The organism is Roseibium sp. RKSG952, assembly GCF_009711355.1.
Map to the genome: position 1 here is coordinate 1 of NZ_SMMF01000651.1, position 3,155 is coordinate 3,155.

Annotated in this window: 1 pseudogene; it reads right to left on the minus strand. The window is 50.8% G+C overall.

From position 1 onward, the window contains the following. A pseudogene (locus E1297_RS03325) lies at positions 1 to 2,658 on the minus strand (hypothetical protein); the annotation flags it as partial. Between the last annotated feature and the right edge of the window lie 497 nt (positions 2,659 to 3,155).

Sequence of the window (3,155 nt, forward strand, 5' to 3'; positions counted from 1 at the left end):
GATCGCCCACGCGTGGTAACCGCGCTGAACGGTAACACCGAGAACCGTCCGGCCATAGTAGGCATCCCATTGATAGATGTCGCTGGGGATCTCGCCGATTTCATGCATATAAGTACAAATGACTGTGTCGCCATTATACTCGGTCATACCTGTTGTACTGTCATAAGCGAAAAGCGACGCAGTAACTGACCCAGTGAACCCATCAAGTATTACTGTCGTATTTCCGCTATAAATGTAGGTGTCCGACCCAATCGTTTCCGTCGTCACCTCGACATCCCCTTCAAAGGCTACCGTATCACCAATTAAGGTGTGGTAGTCTTCATGGTAATAGCTACCCTCCCCAAAGTCGGTAATAATATTGGTCCCATCGTCACCATCAAACTCAAACCGGTCGAAACCGTCACCGCCAGCAATCGTGTCATCGCCGTCTCCGCCGATCAAGGTGTCGTCGTCGTCTCCGCCATAAAGTGTATCACTCCCACCGTTTCCGACGAGAGTATCCTCGCCTACTCCGCCATAAAGGGTATTGTTCTGGTTGGAGCCGCCCGCATACAGAACATCATTGCCACCTTCGCCATAAAGAGTGTTGCCAGTCCAATGCCCTGTAATATCGTCGTCATAGTCTGATCCAATGACAGTTTCGACACCGCCATCGGCATTGACAAAAGTATCTGTCCCGCCAGAGTGCGTGATGTAGTCCCAATTTATGGTTGTCCCGCTTACACTCGTTGTTGACGACGAATAGTCGACCGTGTCTGTCCCGGAACCTCCATAAATCTCGCTACTGCCCTCACCACTGATGAAAGTGTCGTTGCCACCGCCGCCAATCAGCGTGTTGTTATCACCTCCACCGCCTCCGAGAACATTGTCAGAATCATTCCCGACAAGGTAATCGTTGTAGTCGGAGCCCTGAATGTTTTCGACCGAGTAGAGCTCATCTTCTGCAACGGTATAGTTTGACTGCTTGTACGAGCTGCTGCCATCGTGCCGATAGGCAATGACGTAGTCATCCCCTCCGGAATTGTCGTTCTGAACATCACCAAGATCCACCATGATGCCCAAACTGGAAGACTCATCGACCGTCATGTAAGAGGCGGTGTCCGAACCGTCCCCTCCGTAAATCTTGTCGTCTCCGGTATGGCCGAGGAGCCAGTCGTCACCCTCTTGGCCGAACAGCTGATCGTCTCCTTGCGCGCCATAGACGAAATCATCCCCGTCGCCCGCATACATGTAGGCCTGGGCGGTACGGTCGAAGTAATCATTGTATCCATCATTATCGAGATCGGTGAAATCTCCGGCATACATGATATTGGTATGATCGTTTCCAATGACATAGGAGTCACTGGTGCCACCAAAAACGACACTTGGGCCGTAGTTTCCGAGCAACCACGCGCCGCTGCCATTATCGACGTAACTGCCAAGTTCTTCCAGTTGAGCGCTACTTAAGTCGGAAGACAGATCATATCCATTGACATATTTCGCCGAGACATTTCCACTGTCATCCTTATAAATATACAATGAGTTCTTGTATACGCTCGTTAGTATTGCACCTTTCGAACTTTCGGAAACACTGTCACTGAACAATTCATCATCATCCAGACCAATATATCCGAATGTATTGCTTGCAAGGCTTAATTCCAGCGTGGCACCCGAAATATTATAAGCATCCGACAACGTGTAGGCGGTGGAATAATCCGTATCCACCGGAATGACGATCATGTCGCTCCAGGGATCAAAATCCTGAATGTCCACATAACCATCGACCGAACTTGTCAGACTTCCTGCGGTCGCGTCATTGGAGCCAGCCAAAGCCATATAGAGCGAAGAGATGCCGAAATCGACGGCCGAAGAAGCCAGAATTCCGAACGGACCGGAAACCCCGGCAAACTCCTTGGCAAGGCTCCAGGCCGTCGAGACCCCGGCAGTTACGCCCTTGTTCTCGGCCCAGGAGTCCCAGCTATCGGCACTGCCTTCGACTTCGGTTGGGCTGGTGTCATAGGCAATCACAAACACATCGCTGCCAGTTCCCCCGTCGGCAGTGGTTATGTCGGTCCCCGGTTCGGCCTCAAGGTAGAGTACGTCATCGCCACTGCCCCCATAAAGCGCATCAGATCCGTCACCGGCATAGAGTGCATCATTCCCGCCATTGCCATAGAGCGTGTCGCTGCCGTCGCCGCCAATCAGCTCATCGTCGTGACCACTACCGGTCAGGGTGTCATCGCCCCCTTCCCCATCCAGGACCATGCCCCAATCGGCACCGGACGCGCTGATGCTATCGCCATATTTCGTGCCCGAGATTTCTTCTATGTCATAAGCGTAGGTCGTAACCCGGTCGATGGAGCTGTCGTGGTAGTTTCCGCCATAGACCCGGAAACCGGCATCGCCCCCGAAACCGCCATCGTACCAAGTGGCTGATATACCCTCGTCGATTCGGCCATCCGCATAATCCAGCGTGTCGTATCCGTCGCCCCCCCAATAATAGATTTCGACTCTGTCAGTCCCTGATTCCGAGCCAAACGTTAAATAAATCCCGTGGACGATCAACGTGTCGTCACTATTGTCACTTCCGACCAGCCAAACGTCGGAGACAGGGATTCCCCACCCTTCCGCTGTGAATGAGCCGCTGAATTCAATGTAGTCTTCTTCAATTTCTGCCATGATCTTACTCCCGCCTTATTCCGACTCAATGTGTCGGCCCCCGGGCACATCACGCAGTAAATTAAAATTTATCCATATAAAAAAAGCGACCATTTCATATAATTTCAAGACATATAATTTCAAATATTCAGTATATTCGAAATTATTTAAAGTACAATTTCAAATAAACAAGGCTATTAATTAATAATTTTATCAAGTATAAAGCAATTTTGTTGTCAATATTCAGAAATTTGAACACGACTGTACCGCGTACTGCCAGACTATCACCCACCAACAGCATTCCCGAACCATCGAGACACAGCTATTCGGTCCGTGTTTCCTTGCAATGCGACATGTTATTGCGCTTCAAACGACACACTCCCACCGGCAGGGGAGACCGGCGGGAGTTTGCTGGTTCGCTATGAGCCTGAACCGTGATCCCATGAAGTTAAACGGGTAGAGATCACCGAACGTCCCAGGCGCTCTAAGCCTTGACTTCCAGAGCTTTGCGGTCCGTC